This window comes from Devosia ureilytica (assembly GCF_024273195.1).
GTDB classification, from domain to species: domain Bacteria; phylum Pseudomonadota; class Alphaproteobacteria; order Rhizobiales; family Devosiaceae; genus Devosia; species Devosia ureilytica.
Map to the genome: position 1 here is coordinate 331,550 of NZ_JAMZCU010000001.1, position 16,382 is coordinate 347,931.

The 16,382-nt window shown below is 61.2% G+C and carries 19 protein-coding genes; 11 read left to right on the plus strand and 8 right to left on the minus strand.

Translation table 11 applies throughout. The features are described 5' to 3' along the window. The first annotated feature begins 35 nt into the window (after positions 1-35). The 4 genes from gatC (at position 36) to NIM87_RS01680 (ending at position 2,771) form a co-directional block, all read left to right on the plus strand. Positions 36-323 carry an Asp-tRNA(Asn)/Glu-tRNA(Gln) amidotransferase subunit GatC gene (gene gatC / locus NIM87_RS01665; RefSeq protein WP_254672891.1) on the plus strand — a complete coding sequence of 96 codons (288 nt, stop codon included), beginning with the start codon at positions 36-38 and terminating at the stop codon, positions 321-323. Further along, positions 324-842 (plus strand): GNAT family N-acetyltransferase, encoded by a 519-nt coding sequence (locus tag NIM87_RS01670; RefSeq protein ID WP_254672892.1) that lies wholly within the window; start codon positions 324-326, stop codon positions 840-842. Further along, positions 839-2,323 carry an Asp-tRNA(Asn)/Glu-tRNA(Gln) amidotransferase subunit GatA gene (gene gatA / locus NIM87_RS01675; RefSeq protein ID WP_254672893.1) on the plus strand — a complete coding sequence of 495 codons (1,485 nt, stop codon included), beginning with the start codon at positions 839-841 and terminating at the stop codon, positions 2,321-2,323. Before NIM87_RS01670 ends, gatA begins: the two co-directional genes overlap by 4 nt. A 130-nt stretch (positions 2,324-2,453) precedes the next feature. Beyond that, positions 2,454-2,771, plus strand: coding sequence for a hypothetical protein (locus NIM87_RS01680; RefSeq protein WP_254672894.1), 318 nt, complete (start codon positions 2,454-2,456; stop codon positions 2,769-2,771). A 136-nt stretch (positions 2,772-2,907) separates the two neighbouring features. Here NIM87_RS01680 and NIM87_RS01685 read toward each other — a convergent pair whose 3' ends face one another. Then, positions 2,908-3,165, minus strand: a complete 258-nt coding sequence (locus NIM87_RS01685; RefSeq protein WP_254672895.1) for a YjhX family toxin — start codon at positions 3,163-3,165, stop codon at positions 2,908-2,910. 264 nt (positions 3,166-3,429) lie between these two features. On the opposite strand from NIM87_RS01685, the gene NIM87_RS01690 reads away from it, so the two are divergent. The 3 genes from NIM87_RS01690 (at position 3,430) to gatB (ending at position 5,843) form a co-directional block, all read left to right on the plus strand. Next, on the plus strand, positions 3,430-3,744 hold the full coding sequence (locus NIM87_RS01690; protein WP_254672896.1) for a chorismate mutase: 315 nt from the start codon (positions 3,430-3,432) through the stop codon (positions 3,742-3,744). Positions 3,745-3,753: 9 nt separating this feature from the next. Continuing rightward, positions 3,754-4,263: a GNAT family N-acetyltransferase gene (locus NIM87_RS01695; RefSeq protein WP_254672897.1), complete on the plus strand. Its 510-nt coding sequence runs from the start codon at positions 3,754-3,756 to the stop codon at positions 4,261-4,263. A gap of 80 nt (positions 4,264-4,343) precedes the next feature. Further along, the gene (gatB, locus tag NIM87_RS01700) at positions 4,344-5,843 is read left to right on the plus strand and encodes an Asp-tRNA(Asn)/Glu-tRNA(Gln) amidotransferase subunit GatB (RefSeq protein ID WP_254672898.1); all 1,500 of its coding nucleotides are present in this window, start codon (positions 4,344-4,346) and stop codon (positions 5,841-5,843) included. 18 nt (positions 5,844-5,861) lie between these two features. Here the strand turns inward: gatB and NIM87_RS01705 are convergent, their stop codons facing one another. The 4 genes from NIM87_RS01705 to purM all read right to left on the minus strand — a co-directional run bounded on the left by NIM87_RS01705 (position 5,862) and on the right by purM (position 8,903). Continuing rightward, positions 5,862-6,206 (minus strand): hypothetical protein, encoded by a 345-nt coding sequence (locus NIM87_RS01705; protein WP_254673320.1) that lies wholly within the window; start codon positions 6,204-6,206, stop codon positions 5,862-5,864. Positions 6,207-6,259: 53 nt separating this feature from the next. After that, positions 6,260-7,150: a DMT family transporter gene (locus NIM87_RS01710; protein WP_254672899.1), complete on the minus strand. Its 891-nt coding sequence runs from the start codon at positions 7,148-7,150 to the stop codon at positions 6,260-6,262. A 95-nt stretch (positions 7,151-7,245) separates the two neighbouring features. Continuing rightward, complete coding sequence (purN, locus tag NIM87_RS01715; RefSeq protein ID WP_254672900.1) at positions 7,246-7,830, minus strand: phosphoribosylglycinamide formyltransferase; 585 nt, start codon at positions 7,828-7,830, stop codon at positions 7,246-7,248. Beyond that, positions 7,827-8,903 carry a phosphoribosylformylglycinamidine cyclo-ligase gene (gene purM, locus NIM87_RS01720; protein WP_254672901.1) on the minus strand — a complete coding sequence of 359 codons (1,077 nt, stop codon included), beginning with the start codon at positions 8,901-8,903 and terminating at the stop codon, positions 7,827-7,829. The genes purN and purM overlap by 4 nt, the downstream gene beginning before the upstream one ends. A gap of 134 nt (positions 8,904-9,037) precedes the next feature. Here purM and NIM87_RS01725 point away from each other — a divergent pair, with 134 nt between their 5' ends. From NIM87_RS01725 to NIM87_RS01740, 4 genes are read left to right on the plus strand one after another with little or no spacing between them, the layout of a single operon-like run. Beyond that, positions 9,038-10,129, plus strand: coding sequence for an AI-2E family transporter (locus NIM87_RS01725; protein WP_254672902.1), 1,092 nt, complete (start codon positions 9,038-9,040; stop codon positions 10,127-10,129). Beyond that, positions 10,110-10,844, plus strand: coding sequence for a P-loop NTPase family protein (locus NIM87_RS01730; protein WP_254672903.1), 735 nt, complete (start codon positions 10,110-10,112; stop codon positions 10,842-10,844). Before NIM87_RS01725 ends, NIM87_RS01730 begins: the two co-directional genes overlap by 20 nt. Then, positions 10,837-13,002, plus strand: coding sequence for an RNA degradosome polyphosphate kinase (locus NIM87_RS01735; protein ID WP_254672904.1), 2,166 nt, complete (start codon positions 10,837-10,839; stop codon positions 13,000-13,002). The genes NIM87_RS01730 and NIM87_RS01735 overlap by 8 nt, the downstream gene beginning before the upstream one ends. Continuing rightward, positions 12,999-14,540, plus strand: coding sequence for a Ppx/GppA phosphatase family protein (locus NIM87_RS01740; protein WP_254672905.1), 1,542 nt, complete (start codon positions 12,999-13,001; stop codon positions 14,538-14,540). Before NIM87_RS01735 ends, NIM87_RS01740 begins: the two co-directional genes overlap by 4 nt. A 3-nt stretch (positions 14,541-14,543) precedes the next feature. On the opposite strand, the gene NIM87_RS01745 is transcribed toward NIM87_RS01740, so the two are convergent. The 3 genes from NIM87_RS01745 to rnd are packed head-to-tail and all read right to left on the minus strand — an operon-like array spanning position 14,544 to position 16,365. After that, on the minus strand, positions 14,544-14,789 hold the full coding sequence (locus NIM87_RS01745; protein ID WP_254672906.1) for a HepT-like ribonuclease domain-containing protein: 246 nt from the start codon (positions 14,787-14,789) through the stop codon (positions 14,544-14,546). 60 nt (positions 14,790-14,849) lie between these two features. Next, positions 14,850-15,155 (minus strand): nucleotidyltransferase family protein, encoded by a 306-nt coding sequence (locus tag NIM87_RS18780; RefSeq protein ID WP_408640043.1) that lies wholly within the window; start codon positions 15,153-15,155, stop codon positions 14,850-14,852. Positions 15,156-15,195: 40 nt separating this feature from the next. Beyond that, positions 15,196-16,365: a ribonuclease D gene (gene rnd, locus NIM87_RS01750; protein ID WP_254672907.1), complete on the minus strand. Its 1,170-nt coding sequence runs from the start codon at positions 16,363-16,365 to the stop codon at positions 15,196-15,198. Positions 16,366-16,382 lie beyond the last annotated feature (17 nt).

Sequence of the window (16,382 nt, forward strand, 5' to 3'; positions counted from 1 at the left end):
AACGCGGCAACACGCCTTTGCTGCAGGAGTTTTGCATGTCTGTCGACGCCGCCACCGTCAAGCGCATCGGGCGCCTCGCCCGTATTCGCATCGAAGAAGACGAAGTTGCTGGCTATCAGAACGAGCTCAATGCGATTCTGGGTTTTGTGGAGCAATTGGCCGAGATCAATGTTGACGGCGTCGAGGCGATGACCTCGGTGACGCCGATGACCTTGCGCCGCCGCGACGACGTGGTGAGCGATGGCGGTTATGCCGAAAAGATCGTCAGCAATGCGCCGCTCACCGAAGACAATTTCTTCATGGTCCCCAAGGTGGTCGAATAGATGAGCGTTTCGATTGCTGTCGAAACGCCTCTTCAGGATGACGTGCGGGCGCTGGTTGTCCGGCTGAACGACCATCTGCTACCGCTGTCGCCGCTGGAATATCAGTTCAAGATGACGGTCGAGCAGATGGCGGATAGTGCCACGACGCTGTTCGTGGCGCGTGATGCCGCCGGCCGGGCCATTGGCATGGGCGCACTCAAAATGCACGGCCCGGATCTTGGCGAGGTCAAGCGCATGTATACCGTGCCCGAGGTGCGGGGGCAGCGGGTTGGCCGGCAATTGCTGGAGCGCATCGTTGATCTGGCGCGGGAACGCGGTTTGCCGGTGGTGATGCTGGAAACCGGCACGGGTGACGGTATGGCCGAGGCGCATCGGCTCTATACCCGTTACGGGTTTGTGCCGCGCGGGCCGTTTCTCGACTATCCTGACAGTGAATGGTCGGCCTTTTTTGAAATGGATTTGACGTCGCCTGCATTAGTTGCGACGGCTGACGTGACGAATGAAAGAGAATTGCTTTGACTGACCTGACCAAGCTGAGCCTCGCCGACGCCCGCAAGGGCCTCAAGGACAAGAGCTTTACCGCGCTTGAGCTGACGGACGCCTATATCGGCGCCATCGAAAAGGCCAATCCGAGCCTTAACGCCTATGTTGCGACGACGCCTGAACAGGCGCGCGATATGGCCAAGTCCAGCGACGCAAAGCTGGCGCAGGGGCAGGGCGGCACGCTCGAGGGCATACCGCTAGGCATCAAGGACCTGTTTGGCACCAAGGGTGTGCACACGCAGGCCGCCAGCCATATTCTGGATGGCTTCAAGCCAGAATACGAATCGACCGTGACCAGCAATCTCTGGCGCGATGGCGCCGTGATGCTGGGCAAGCTCAACATGGACGAGTTCGCCATGGGGTCGTCCAACGAGACCAGCTATTATGGTCCGGTCGTCAGCCCGTTCCGGGCCGAGGGCAGCAATGCCAATCTGGTGCCGGGTGGCTCTTCCGGTGGCTCGGCGGCGGCGGTTTCGGCCTGGCTCTGCGCCGCGGCGACGGCGACCGATACCGGTGGCTCGATCCGCCAGCCGGCAGCATTCACCGGCACGGTTGGCATCAAGCCGACCTATGGCCGCTGCTCGCGCTGGGGCGTGGTGGCGTTCGCCTCCTCGCTCGACCAGGCCGGGCCGATTGCCCGCACCGTGGAAGACGCGGCGATCATGATGACCTCGATGGCCGGGTTCGATCCAAAGGATTCGACCAGCGTTGATCTGCCAGTGCCGGATTTTGCTGCGGCGGTGGAACGCGGCGTCAAAGGGCTCACCATTGGCGTGCCCAAGGAATACCGCATGGACGGTATGCCCGCCGAGATCGAAAAGCTGTGGTCGCAGGGTCTTGAGTGGCTCAAGGCCGAGGGCGCGACGGTCAAGGACATCTCGCTGCCACACACCAAATATGCCCTGCCGGCCTATTACATTGTGGCCCCCGCCGAGGCGTCCTCGAACCTGGCGCGCTATGACGGCGTGAAATACGGCCTGCGCATTTCGGGCAAGGACATCACCGACCAGTATGAATTGACGCGCGCTGCCGGCTTTGGCCGCGAAGTGAAGCGCCGCATCATGATTGGCACTTATGTGCTGTCCGCAGGCTATTTCGACGCCTATTACGTCAAGGCGCAGAAAGTGCGGACGCTGATCAAGAAGGACTTCGAAGACGCGTTCCACGCCGGCGTTGACGCGATCCTGACGCCGGCCACGCCGTCGGCCGCGTTCGGTATCGGCGACGAGGCCTTGGCCAGCGATCCGGTTGCGATGTATCTCAATGACATCTTCACCGTGACCGTCAACATGGCCGGGCTGCCCGGCATCGCCGTGCCGGCCGGCAAGGATGGGAATGGGCTGCCGCTGGGGCTGCAGCTGATCGGCAAGCCATTCGATGAAGAGACGCTTTTTGCGGCTGCTCGCGTCATTGAAAAAAGTGCCGGTGAGGACTTTGCACCCAGGCAATGGTGGTAAGACGTAACCTGTTACGCAACGGCAGGTGCTTGATTGCGCCGCCGTTCCGCACTATTTGCGGCCAATGCAGAAGTTGAAACTGGTGGAGACGCGGCCCCTATCCGCGTCCGGGCCAACAGGAATAGTGCCGATGGCCGTTGATATCTTCACGACGCTCGACTGGTCCGAGCCACCCAAGGACATGAGCAAGCCGCTTCAGGCACTGTGGTGGCTGAAGAAGGGTGAATTGCGCATTGGCCCCGAGTGGGAGCGCGCCCACACCATCGTCCAGTCCATGGAGGGCGTGCAGGCTTTTGACTGGGTGCATGCGCTGATGCACTGGATTGAAGCCGACATGGGCAACGCCGATTACTGGTATCGCCGCGCCGGCAAGCGCCGCGCCACCGCCAGCGTATCCCAGGAGTGGGAACACATGGCGGCGGCCCTGAGTGAAGTGACGAAGCACTGAGATTGTTCACCTCTCCGTCGGGGGAGGGGTTGGCGGCGTAGCCGACGGTTGAGGGGACCTTGTTCTCCATCCGAACCAAAGGCTCCCTCACCCGACCCAAGAGGGTCGACCTCTCCCCCAAGGGAGAGGTGAAGGGCTATCGATTGTCGACCTGACTGCGGACCAGTTCCAGACCGCGCCTGGTGATCCGGTAGGGGTGACCGCCCTGGGAGCGGATGGCTTTCTTGGCCTTGAGCTTGTTGAAGACGAGCGGGGTAAGGCCACTCATCAACCAGCCGTCGCGGCTGAAGAACTCGAAATCGACAATGCGCCCGCGCTCGTCCTTGATGGCGGCAATACAGCCGCCCTGCGCGAGTGCGTGCAGCACCCGCTGTTCGTTCCGGGATATATCCATGGAAATGTCTGAAGCCTGAATTGGCGGGTCAATTCGACCCGCGAACAAACTTGGCCGCGCCGACCCACTCAGGGCGGCGACGTCCGGTTCATTCATGCCCCGCCGCTTTGGGACGGGGTCTCAGGCAATCTCAGACTGGCTAGACATGATTTCTGCATACGCCCCAGGCTCGGGATGTGCCAGATTGCACGTGCATGGCGGGTTGAAATCATCGCCCTGCCGGTGCAAACCAGCAACACCAACAGACCATGCCGGGGGCCAGACGTGACCGCAGCCAAACTGCCAGCAGAATGCCAAAGCAAGGACGACGTGCGGGTCGAGATCGATCGGATCGACCAGGCGCTGCTGACTCTGTTTGCAGAGCGCCATGGCTATGTAACGCGGATGGCTGAGATCAAGACGGACCCGCACGAGGCTTTCGACCCGGTGCGGATCGAGGCTGTCATCACGAAGGTGCGGAGGCTCAGTTTGGAGCTTGATCTGGACGAGGATCAGGCCGAACTTATCTGGCGGACCCTGATCAGCTGGAACATCAACTACGAGAAGGGCATCATCGCAGCGCGCAAACGCGCAAGGTAGGAGGCGCATATGCCCGGCATTCGGATACGCAAGGCGGAAATCACGGATGCCCCACGATTAGCAGATATTGCTTTTCGCGCGTGGGAAACCGGCATTTTGCCGATCCTGACCGACAAACCCGGACTGCGCGACGCCGAGCGCCGTCGGCTATCGCATGCGGTTGGCCATGGCTGGCGCAACACCATCGTGGCCGAAATTGACAGCGTAGTGGTCGGCTGGTGTTCGCGCGTGGCGGGGCGCAGCTACATTCCCTATCTTTTCGTCATTCCCGAAATGCAGGGACACCGGATCGGCTCCATGCTGCTCGATCGGATGGAAACGATACTCGAGTTGCAGGGGGCCGAGCGGGTGCATCTGGAAACCCCGGCCGATCATGTGCGCGCGGTTCGGTTTTACGAACGGCAGGGCTATCGCATCCTCGCTTTGCGCCCAGATGGGCGGGATGGCCATGATCCATTTGTGAGCGTGCATCTGGAGAAGCGCCTGCGCCCCTATGATGGTGAAATCGACGACGATTGATGCGCGCTGAAGCTGTTGCAACACCGGGTCAACACGGCTAAGCAGAAGGCCATATTTGCCTTGGTTTTCAGGACTGCCCAGTGACCCTCGTTGATACCCGCACCCCCGACAAGAAGCGCCTGATTTCCGGTTCGACCGGCGATTGGGAAGTGATCATCGGCATGGAGGTTCATGCGCAGGTGACCAGCGAGAGCAAGCTGTTCTCCGGCTCGTCCACCGCCTTCGGCAACCCGCCCAATGCCAATGTGAGCTTTGTGGATGCGGCCATGCCCGGCATGTTGCCCACCATCAACGAAGAATGCGTGCGCCAGGCCGTGCGCACCGGCCTGGGGCTCAAGGCGAAAATCAACAAGCGCTCGGTGTTCGACCGGAAGAACTACTTCTACCCCGACCTGCCGCAGGGCTATCAGATCAGCCAGTTCAAGGACCCCATCGTGGGCGAAGGCGTGGTGTTGCTCGATGTTGATGGGGAGCGAATCGAGATCGGCGTGGAGCGCCTGCATCTGGAGCAGGACGCCGGCAAGTCGATCCACGACCAGCACCCGAACATGAGCTATGTCGACCTCAACCGCTCCGGCGTGGCGCTGATGGAAATTGTCTCCAAGCCAGACCTGCGCTCGTCGGAAGAGGCCAAGACTTATCTGAGCAAGCTGCGCACCATTCTGCGCTATCTGGGCACTTGCGACGGCAATATGGAGCAGGGCTCCATGCGCGCCGACGTCAATGTGTCGGTGCGTCGCCCGGGCGGTGAATTCGGCACGCGCTGCGAGATCAAAAACGTCAACTCCATCCGGTTTGCCGGCCAGGCGATTGAATATGAAGCGCGGCGTCAGATCGATATTCTGGAAGATGGTGGCTCCATCGACCAGGAGACGCGGCTTTACGACCCCAAAACCGGCGAAACGCGGTCGATGCGCTCCAAGGAAGAAGCGCACGACTATCGCTATTTCCCTGACCCGGACCTGCTGCCGCTCGAATTTGATGACGCCTTCGTGGCGAAGTTGGCGGAAGGCCTGCCGGAACTGCCGGACGAAAAGCAGGCCCGCTTCATCAGCGACTACGGTGTGACCGCCTATGACGCCATGGTGCTGACGCTCGACCGCGAAACCGCTGATTATTATGAGGCTTGTGTTGCCCATGGCGGCACAAAGCGCGATGGCAAGGCCGTAGCCAATATTCTCAATGGTGACGTGGCCGCCTTTGCCAATAGCCAGGGCCTGGCTGTCTGGGAAACCCATTTGAAGCCGGCGCAGATTGCCGGTCTGGTCGACCTGATCGCAGGTGGCACGATTTCGTCCAAGGGTGGCAAGGACGTGCTGCAGATCATGATCGCCGAGGAGCCTGAGGGTGAACCGGCAGAGATCGTCGAGCGTCGCGGCCTCAAGCAGGTGACCGATCTGGGCGCCATCGAGAAGATCGTCGACGACATCATTGCCGCCAACCCGGATCAGGTGGAAAAGGTCAAAGCCAAGCCGACCATGATCGGCTGGTTCGTCGGCCAGGCGATGAAGGCTTCTGGCGGTAAGGCCAATCCGCAGGCCCTCAACGACCTGATGAAGAGCAAGCTCGGCATCGAATAGGCCGCCAATTCAGCTTGGTCACGGGTTCCAGTCGTTGAGGGGCTCCGGGGGCAGGCTGTAATCCAGCTCTTCTTCATCATCATTGCGCATCGGACTGGTGTGTGGATGCTCCGCATCCGATGTCGGCAGGCCGGCGGGCATGGGCGGTACCGGTTCTGGCCGGTGGCCGCGTGTCGGCTGGTAGCCTGGATCGTGCGGAAACTCTTCCGGGAACGACGGCGCTGGATCTTCGCCCGGCTGGTCGGGCGGGGTTTCCCGTGGTGGCTGCGGGACGGGGTCCGCGGGTTGCGGCTGGGCCGGCTCGGGCTGCGGCACGATCTCGTCGGGTGAGACGGGATCGATATCAGGTCTTGGATCGGGCATGGCAAATCTCCTGCGAACCAACGGGGGGCTCGCAGGAGAGTTCCAATCCGCGTTCAGGCTGGGGCGCGCTGCCAGATCTGGCGGATGCGCCCATCGATGAACAGCAGGCCAAAAAAGATCACCAACATGCCGAGGACCTGAATGGGGAGGATGGTTTCACCCAGCACGGTCACGCCGATCAGCAGCGCCGAAATCGGCGCGATGAACGTGGTGGTGGCAAAGTTGGTGGCGCCGACGCGGGGCAGAATACGGTACATGACCTGGAAGGTGAAGGCGGTCGAGAGCAGGCCGATGGCGAGTGCCGCGCCCCAGGTTTCTGGACGGGTCATATGCGGCACGCCTTCGGTGAAAAAGGCGACTGGCACGGCGATGACGGCAGCGCCCGTCAGGGCAATCGAGGCGAAAGCGGTCGGCTCGATATGCTTGAAACTGCGTGTGATATTGAGCGTGAGCGCATAGCAGAGCGTGGCGCCGAGACAGGCGGCCACGGCCCAGATCTGGGAATTGCCGCCCTGGGAGAGCGCCGGAGACACGAGGATTGCCGCGCCGACAAAGCCAATGGCAACGCCGGTGAATTTGGTACGCGAACCTTTTTCGCCACCGATCCAGAAGTGGGAGATGACGGCGGTGACCATGGGGGTCAACGCATTGATGATCGCGGCGATGCCGCTGGCCAGATGCGCCTGGGCCAGTGGGAAGAGGGCGAAGGGAATGGCGTAGGCAACAACGCCGAGCGCGGCCAGTTGCAGCCAGAGCATTGGATCACGCGGGACGGGTTTGCGCAGGGCAACCATCACCGCCCAACAGCCGAGGGCGCCGATGCCGACGCGCAGCGAGGTGACCCAGAGCGGGCCGATTTCGCGGATCAGTATGGCGTTGAAAACAAAGGAACATCCCCAGATGGCGCCCAGGAGAATGATCCAGAACCAGTCGCGCAGACTCATTTTTGCATACCCGCTTAGAAGGCCGGCACGCTACGCCCCGCGTGAACAAAGGTCGAACCGATTTTGACGATAGGTCCATCAATTGTTGTGATGGATCAGAGACGTGCGGTGCCCGTGGCGAGGAGGCGCAGGGCCTCGGGGTAGATGCGGTGTTCTTCGACGAGAAGTCGGGTGGCGAGGGTCTCGGGGGTGTCGCCGGGCAGCACCGGGATGCGGGCCTGGAGAATGGCGGGGCCTTCATCGAGGCCAGGGGTCACGAAATGAACGGTGCAACCGTGTTCAGCAACGCCGTCGGCCAGGGCGCGCTCGTGGGTGTGCAAGCCCTTGTAGGCGGGCAGGAGAGAGGGGTGGATGTTGATCAATCGGCCCATCCAGCGGTTGACGAAATCCTCGCCCAGAATGCGCATGAAGCCGGCCAGGCAGACGAAGTCGACCTCCCAGCCTTCGAGCAGCTGGGTCATGGTGTCTTCGAACATTTCGCGGCTAAGGAACTTGCTTTGGGCCAGCGAGGCCGTCGCAATGCCATTGGCTGCGGCGATCTCGAGACCCGGTGCCGCGGCACGATTTGACAGCACGCCAACAATCTCGGCGGGGAAATCAGGCGCCTTGGCAGCTTCGATCAGCGCGGACATGTTCGAGCCGCGGCCGGAAATCAGAATGGCAACGCGCTTGCGGTTCACAGTGCGAGCTTGCCGCGGAAGGTGACGGGTTCGCCATCGCGGGCAACCAGCTGGCCGACAATGGCTGCCGTTTCGCCATCGGCGGTGAGCTTTGTCACCAGTGCTTCGGCATCCTCGGGGGCGACGGCGACAAGCATGCCGACGCCGCAATTGAAGGTGCGCAGCATTTCACGCTCGCTCATGCCGCCGACATGGCTGAGCCAGCCAAAGACGGGCGGGACGCTGACTGCAGTGAGGTCGATGTCAGCCGCCAGGTCATCGGGCAGGACGCGCGGGATGTTGTCGATGAAACCACCGCCGGTAATGTGGGCCAGGGCCTTGATGCCAAGGCCGGCGCGCAGGGCGGCGAGCAACGGCTTGACATAGATGCGGGTGGGTTCGAGCAGGGCTTCGGCCAGCGACTTGCCGTCGGCGAAAGGGGCCGGCGCGTCCCAGGCGAGGCCGGAAAGATCTACGATCTTGCGGACAAGTGAATAGCCATTGGAATGGACGCCTGACGAAGCCACAGCCACAAGGGTATCGCCAGCAGCAATATCCTTGCGGGGCAGGAGGGCGTTGCGCTCGGCAGCGCCGACGGCAAAGCCGGCGAGATCATAATCGTTGCCATGGTACATGCCCGGCATTTCGGCGGTTTCGCCGCCGATCAGCGCGCAGCCCGCGAGGCGGCAGCCATGGGCGATGCCCTCGACAATAGCGGTCGCCTGGGCGACGTCGAGTTTGCCGGTGGCCAGGTAGTCAAGGAAGAACAGCGGCTCGGCGCCCTGGACTACCAAATCGTTGACGCACATAGCCACGAGGTCCTGGCCGATGGTTCCGTGCCGGCCGGTATCAATGGCAATCTTGAGCTTGGTGCCAACGCCATCATTGGCCGCAACCAGCACCGGATCTGTGAACCCGGCGGCTTTGAGATCGAACAGGCCACCAAAGCCACCAATCTCGCCATCGGCGCCGGGCCGGCGCGTGGAGCGCACGGCTGGCTTGATAGCTTCCACCAGTGCATTGCCGGCGTCGATGTCGACGCCTGCCTGCTTGTACGAGAGACCGTTTGATGGCAGGTTTTGTGCGTCGGTCATAAGCCTTCTTGCCATACTGGGGATTGCGGGCGCAAATGGCTGCGCGCGAACCGGGTTGGTTGAATTTTTCGGTGTTGGCCGTTAGACGGCCTGATAGCTTTTCGATTACCCAGACGCAAGGGCTGCCCGACTTCATGGCACTCAGAAATCAAGTGTTCATCTGGATTGGGTTGCTTCTCGCCCTGATCCTGACCCTTTGGATATTTCGTGGCATCCTGCTCCCCTTCGTGGTGGGTGCGGCCCTGGCCTATTTGCTGAACCCGCTGGTCAACCAGTTGCAGAAGTGGCGTTTCAGCCGCGTCTGGGCCACGGTGGTGGTGCTGCTGAGCGTGCTGACCATTGTGATCAGCCTGTTCTTCATGTTCGTGCCGCTGATCGGTCAACAGATTGTTGGCCTGATCCAGCGCCTGCCGCGCTATGTCGGCGATTTGCAGGAACTGGCGGTTACCTGGTCGCCGGAGATCAACGAATGGCTGGGACCAGAGCGCGCCGCGCAATTGCAGACCAGCCTCAATGACCTTGCACGCCAGGCCCTGGGTTTCATCGCAACATTGCCCGCGGAGCTGGTCAATATTGGTCTGACGGGTGCGGCGGTGGTTGGTTTCGCAGTGCTGGCGCCGGTTGTGGCCTTCTACCTACTGCTCGACTGGGAAGGCATGGTGCGCGGCATCGATGAACTTCTGCCCAAGGAACACAAGGGCGAGGTGAAGGGTATTCTGCGCGAAATCGACAAATCGATGGCCGGAGTGATCCGCGGGCAGGGCAGCGTGCTGTTGCTCGATGCGGCCTTTTATGCGACGGCGCTGAGCCTGATCGGGCTCAACTATGGTCTGGCGGTTGGTCTGATCGCAGGATTGCTGAGCTTCATACCGTTTGTGGGTTTCGCCGTGGGGCTGGGCCTTTCAGTGGGGATCGCGCTGGTCCAGTATGCGCCGAACTGGTGGATGATCGCCCTTGTCGCTGGTGTCTATTTTTTCTGGCAGTTCATCGAGGGCAATATTCTTTACCCCAAGCTGGTCGGGTCCTCGATCAACATCAATCCGGTCTGGATGATGTTCGCCCTTTTGGGCCTGGGCGCCATCTTCGGCTTTGTCGGCCTGCTGCTGGCCGTGCCGATGGCGGCCATCGCCTCGGTGCTGGTGCGCTATGGGGTGCGCAAATACAAGGAAAGCACGCTCTATCTCGGTCCCAAACGACGTGCTTCGCGTGACGATGCCATACCCTGAAACCGGACCGCGGCAATTGCCGCTCGATCTGGGCCATGAACCATCGCATGCCGAAGACGACTTTCTGGTCGGTGAAGGCAATGGATTGGCGCATGCGCGAATCCTTGCCTGGCCGCATTGGCCTGACGGGGTGACGCTGCTGATTGGGCCGGCAGCCTCGGGCAAATCGCATCTGGCCCGTATTTTTGCCGACCGCAGTGGCGCGCTGGTCGTGACCCCAGAGAGCATTGGCGCAGTGGCTGCCGTGCCGGGTCGGCAGGCCGTGGTGGTGGAGGATGTCGACCGCCTTGGCTATGACGAACACGATCTGTTCCATTTGTTGAACCAGGCGATGCGGGGCGAGCGCACGCTGCTGCTCAGTGCGCGGGAAGATGTTGCGCACTGGCCACTTCGGACCGATGATGTGCGCTCGCGGGTTCGCCGTGCGCCGGTTTTCCGGCTGGAAGTCAGCGACGACATCGAACTGTCACAGATGTTCGTGAAACTGTTCGGGGATCGGCAAATCAGGATCGATCCCAAGGTCATCGGCTATGTGGTGCCGCGCATGGAGCGCAGCCCCGAGGAGGCTGCTGCCCTTGTTGATCTCATGGACAGGCTGGCCCTTGCCAAGGGGTCGGCCATTACCCGCACAATAGCGTCGGAAGCCCTTGCGCTGCGCCAGAATGCGCAGGGACTCGACCGGCAACAGGATTGGGACGCCGAAGCCGATGAATGAAATGAGCGAATTTGCCGAATCCGAGGGTTCGGCTCCCGACGTCGAGGCGCTGCGCGTTAGCCCGGCCCGCTTCGTCAATCGCGAAGTGAGCTGGTTGCAGTTCAACATGCGGGTGCTCGAAGAAGCCGGCAACCAATCCCACCCGCTGCTGGAGCGGCTGCGGTTCGTATCAATCTCGGCGAATAATCTGGATGAATTCTACATGGTGCGCGTGGCCGGCCTCAAAGGCCAGATCCGCGCCGGCATGACCAAGCAGAGCGCCGATGGCCTTTCGCCCGCCGAGCAGTTGGACGAAATCGCCACCCTGGCGCAGCACCTGCAGCTTGAGCAGCAGGACCATTGGAAGGAACTGCGCGAAGAGCTGTTTGAGCAGAACGTCGTCATCCACGAGGCCGATGACCTGACCGCGGAGCAGATTGCTTATCTGCAGAAATTGTTCCGCGAGGAAATCTTCCCGATCCTCACGCCCATCGCGGTGGATCCGGCGCATCCGTTTCCGTTCATTCCCAATCTTGGACTGGCGCTGGCCTTTGAGCTGAAGCGCCCAAACAGTGACGAACACCTGACGGCGCTGGTGCGCATTCCGGGCAATCTCGACCGCTTTATCAATCTGCCGAGCGGACTGGTTTCCGAAGGACGCTCGGAAGTCGTGACCATCGATACGCTCATCAAGCTATTCTTTCACAAGATGTTTCCGGGCCATGAAGTGGTCGGTTCAGGGGCTTTCCGCATCATTCGGGACAGCGAAATCGAAATCGACGACGAGGCGGCGGACCTTGTGGTGGAGTTCGAAAGTGCGCTGCGCCAGCGGCGGCGCGGGCAGGTGATCCGGCTCGAAATCGAGCGGTCCATGCCCCGGGCCCTGAAGCGGCAAATCGGTGAACAACTGGGCGTCAAGGAAGCCGAGGTGTTCGAGGTGCAGGGGTTCCTGGGGTTGGCCGACGCGCGCAAGATTTGCGACATCGACCGGGCAGACCTCAAGTTCACGCCCTATCTAGCGCGCTTCCCCGAGCGCATCCGCGACTACAATGGCGACAGCTTTGCGGCCATTCGAGCCAAGGACATTCTGGTCCACCATCCGTTCGAGAGCTTCGATGTGGTGGCGCAGTTCCTGATGCAGGCGGCGCGCGACCCCGAGGTGGTGGCCATCAAGCAGACGCTTTATCGAACCTCGTCCGACAGCCCCATTGTCAAGGCGTTGGTCATGGCGGCTGAGGCCGGCAAGTCGGTGACGTGTCTGGTGGAACTCAAGGCGCGTTTTGACGAAGAGGCCAATATTCGCTGGGCGCGTGACCTGGAGCGGGCCGGGGCGCAGGTGGTGTTCGGGTTCATCGAACTTAAGACCCATGCCAAGCTGAGCCAAGTGGTAAGGCGCGAGAAGGGCAAGCTGGTCAGCTATTGCCATATCGGCACGGGTAATTATCACCCGATTACCGCCAAGATTTATACGGACCTGAGCTATTTCACCATCGACCCGGCAATCACGCGGGACGTGGCGCGGGTGTTCAATTTCATCACGGGTTATGCGCGGCCGACCGAACTCGAAACCATCGCGGTTTCGCCGGTTAACCTGCGCCAGACCCTGGTGGACAATATCGCCCACGAGATCGAACTGGCGCGCAGCGGACAGCCTGCGTCGATCCTGCTCAAGATGAATTCGCTAGTCGATCCGCAGGTGATCGATGCGCTTTATGATGCCAGCCAGGCGGGCGTAAAGATCGACCTCATCGTGCGCGGCATCTGCTGCCTGCGGCCCGGTATTCCAGGATTCTCGGACAATATTCGGGTGAAATCGGTGGTTGGCCGGTTCCTTGAACACAGCCGCATCTATTGCTTCGGCAATGGCGAGGCGATGCCGTCGCTGCGCGCCAAGGTCTATATCTCATCGGCCGACCTGATGGGCCGGAACCTGGATGGCCGGGTGGAAACACTGGTGCCGATCCTGAATGAAACCGTGCACAAGCAGATCCTCGATCAAATTCTGGTTGCCTATCTCAAGGACAATCAGCAGAGCTGGGAAGTGCTTCCCGATGGCAGCTCGCATCGTGTAAAGGTCAATGAGGGCGAAGAGCCTTTCAATGCCCATGACTATTTCATGACCAATCCTTCCCTGTCCGGGCGCGGTAGCGCGGGCATGGTGGAGAGTGACGAGGCTTGAATTTGACACAGTTCTGGGGCGTCGATGCCGATCCGACCGCGCAGGGACGCATCAAGGGCGCCCGTCCAGTGGCCGTTCTCGACATCGGTTCCAATTCGGTCCGCCTGGTGGTTTATGAGCGCCATGCGCGCGCGCTGACGCCGCTCTACAATGAAAAATCCGCCTGCGCCCTGGGGCGCGGGATGGCCCAGAGCGGCCGGCTGGCAGACGCCAATATGGACAAGGCCATCGAAGCCATGAAGCGCTTTGCGCTGGTGGCGCGCATGATGCGGGTGGGCAAGACCTATATCCTGGCCACGTCTGCGGTGCGCGACGCTGCCAACCGGGCGGAATTCGTCGCCGCCGTCGAGGCGGTCATGGAGGCCCCTGTTCGGGTGCTCAGTGGCGAGGAAGAGGCCCATTACGCGGCGCTTGGTGTGGTGGCGGGTATTCCCGGCTTTGCCGGCGTGGTGGGCGATCTTGGCGGCGGAAGTCTCGAATTTTCCAATATTGCCAATGGCCATGACACCAATGGTGAAAGTTTTGAGCTGGGTGTCATTCGCCTGCAGGACGATGCCAATGGCTCGCCCAAGGCCGCTGCGGCGCTGGCCGAGGAGCGGTTGGAGGGGTCAATCCTCAAAGGCGCCGAGGCCGGGACGCAATTTGCCGCGATCGGGGGCACCTGGCGTTCGTTGGCCAAGCTGCATCAAGCCCAGCGGGATTATCCGTTGCACATGGTGCAGGACTATGTGGTAGCGGCCGAGGAGATGATCAGCTTTTGCCAGGAGATCGTCGCGGCGGATTCGCTTAAATCCTATGAGGGCTCGGGGAAAGTCAGCAGTTCCCGCCGGGAACTGGTGCCGATCGGCGCGGCCGTGTTGGCCGAAATTCTCAAGGCGGGTCGATTTTCCAGCGTTGTGTTTTCGGCGCTTGGGGTGCGTGAAGGCTATTTGCACGGCATGCTGGACGAGCGGGAGCGCGGTATCGATCCCCTGATCCAGGGCGCCGAAGAGCTTTCGGTGTTGCGTTCGCGTTCGCCAGCCCACGCCAATGACCTGATCGAGTTCACCAGCCAGTATTTTGATTGTGCCGGGATCGGCGAAACGCCGGCGGAGATGCGCCTGCGCATTGTCGCTTGCCTTTTGGCCGACATCGGCTGGCGCTCGCACCCCGACTATCGCGGGCCGCAAAGCGTTGACGCAGTCGCCTATGGATCGCTGACAGGGGTCGATCACCCTGGACGAAGCTTTCTCGCCCAGACCATGGCCGTGCGCTACGATGGGCTCAAGAGCAAGGCTGCGCAGGTGTTGGCGCCGCTTGGATCAGCGGAGTTGACGGCGCGGGCGCGGCTGATCGGGTCGCTGATGCGCGTTGCCTATCCGATGACTGCCGCCATGCCCGGCATTCTGCCGCGCACCCATTTCAGCCGAAATGCCGACGCTCTGGTGCTCAACCTGCCAGCCGACTTTGCGTTTCTCAACGGCGACCATCTACGCAACCGCCTCCGCCAATTCGCCGAGGGTGCGGGTCATGCGGAATCGCGGGTTGTGGTCGGGTAGGTTCTAGTCGCCGTCTTGGACAGCATCGATCATCGAAGAAATTGCCCGATCCAGTGCGTCCAGTTCGGTCGTGTAGATGTCCCACAAAGTTCGCGCGTCCGACCTGTGATAAGTGTGTCTCAGAACATTCCCCAGATCTGCAACATTGCGCCACGGCACATCGGGGCCATAATCATCCTTTAGCTCCTGCGGAACGTGCCGCGATGCTTCGCTTGCAGCTTCTAGATACCGCTCGAACGCCGCTCTCACGACGTATTTTGGCGATCAAGTCTCTTATGTCGTTGAGCCGATAGACAATTCGCCTGGTCATTAAAATACTTGTACGAGATCTGTTCTCGTCGCCCTGACAAAGCTCTCGTCGAGACTTCTTCTCATGAATATGTTTGCGGGTAGTCCTGTGTGGTCTTCCACGATGTGCCCGATGCCCACCATTTTCAACATTGAAAACGGCTTCGTATCGTCAACCTCGATCATCAGGTCTATGTCACTATCGGGGCCGTGGTCACCCCTTGCACGTGAGCCGAATAGAGTGAGGTGCGTTACGCCACCACGCTCGAACTGAGGTCTCAGTTCACGGAGTTCTTTCAGAAGCTGTTCTCGGGCCAGTTCGCGCATGTATCAAGAATAGCACGCGAAATTGGTCGTTCCAAGAATGCTACTCGGCCGCCTCAGTCTGGCTGACCGGGAATTCCACGATGCCTTTGCGGGTGGCGATGAGGCCGATGCGGCCGTGCTTGATGGCCAGGGCTTTTTCGCCGAAGAGCTTGCGGCGCCAACCCTTGAGAGCGGGAACATCGGCATCGTCGTCGAGCACGAGAGCGTCGATTTCATCGGAAGTGGCGATGATGCGGGCGGCGACGCCATTCTGCTCGGCCACGGCCTTGAGGAGGACGCGAACCAGATCGCCGACAGCGCCTTTGGGCGAGGGACCGCGGTAGCGCTCGGGCATAGGCGGCAGCTCGGATTTAGGCAGAGCCTCGACGTCCTTGAGCAGAGCCATGATTTCAGCTGCGGCGCTGCTGCGGCCAAAGCCGCGCGGTACGGCGCGGAGCTTTTCAAAGGCATCGGGCGTCAGCGGGCGCTGGGTTGCCAGCTCGCCCAGCACATCGTCCTTGAGGATGCGGCTGCGGGGCTGGTCGGTGTCCTGCGCCCGCTGTTCGCGCCATTTGGCCAGAACCTTGAGCGCGGCCAGATCGCGGGAGCGATTGAACTTCATCTTCAACCGTTCCCAGGCCTGCTCGGGCTGGACCACGTAGGTGTCGATGCTGCGCAGGGTGGTCATTTCGTCTTCGACCCAATCCCAGCGCCGCGTGGCCTCAACCTGCTTGCGCAATTCCCGATAGATGTCGCGCAGCCAGGTAACGTCGGCGACGGCGTAAGTGCGTTGCTTTTCGGTGAGCGGGCGGGCCGACCAGTCGGTGAAGCGCGAGGACTTGTCGAGTTCGACTGAGCAAATTGCGCGCACGAGGCTATCGTAGGACGCGCTGTCACCGAAGCCGCAGACGCTGGCAGCGACCTGGGTGTCGAAGATGTTGTGCGGGACCGCCCCGGTCAGCTTGACGAAGATTTCGACGTCCTGCCGGGCGGCATGGAAGACCTTGGTGACATTGGGATTGGCGAGAAGGTCAAAGAAGGGCGCGAGCTTGATGTCGGGCGCGAGCGGATCGATAAGCACCGCTTCGTCGTCCGTTGCCACCTGAATCAGGCACAGCCGCGGCCAGTAGGTCGTTTCGCGGAGGAATTCGGTATCGACCGTCACAAATTCGAACTTGGCGGCGCGCTCGCAGAATGCCGCGAGCACGTCTGTGGAAATAATGAGGTCCATACCCAATACCGTCTCAA